This is a genomic window from Cobetia sp. SIMBA_158 (assembly GCF_046566945.1).
Classification (GTDB): domain Bacteria; phylum Pseudomonadota; class Gammaproteobacteria; order Pseudomonadales; family Halomonadaceae; genus Cobetia; species Cobetia amphilecti.
The window spans coordinates 1-258 of sequence record NZ_JAWJYL010000635.1 but is presented as its reverse complement, the minus strand read 5'-3'; the positions used below and the strand labels follow the sequence as shown (position 1 = coordinate 258).

At 46.5% G+C, this 258-nt stretch carries 1 protein-coding gene; it reads left to right on the top strand.

Annotation, left to right across the window (positions count from 1 at the left end; all coding sequences use genetic code 11):
- Window positions 1-258: hypothetical protein (locus R2R70_RS21365; protein ID WP_410979103.1), on the top strand; the 258-nt coding region annotated here is incomplete at both ends.

Here is a 258-nt window from a genome sequence, read left to right as displayed (position 1 = left end):
ATATTAGTGTCTGACTTCTACCCAATGATTCGAGGGCGTGTTAACGCGGTAAATGGTGAGTTGGTTGCACGGGAAGTATCTCTTCAAGACAATGAGAAAAAAGACGAAGAAGCGCGTTCGGGTATTGGCCGTGAGCTAAACTTAACGTGGCTTAAAAATGTACCGGCTCAAAACGAGATAATTCAAGGCGAGTGGTTTGGTGAAAACGCAGTGGCCGAGGCATCAGTTGAAGAGTCGATGTTAGAGCGCCTTGATGTG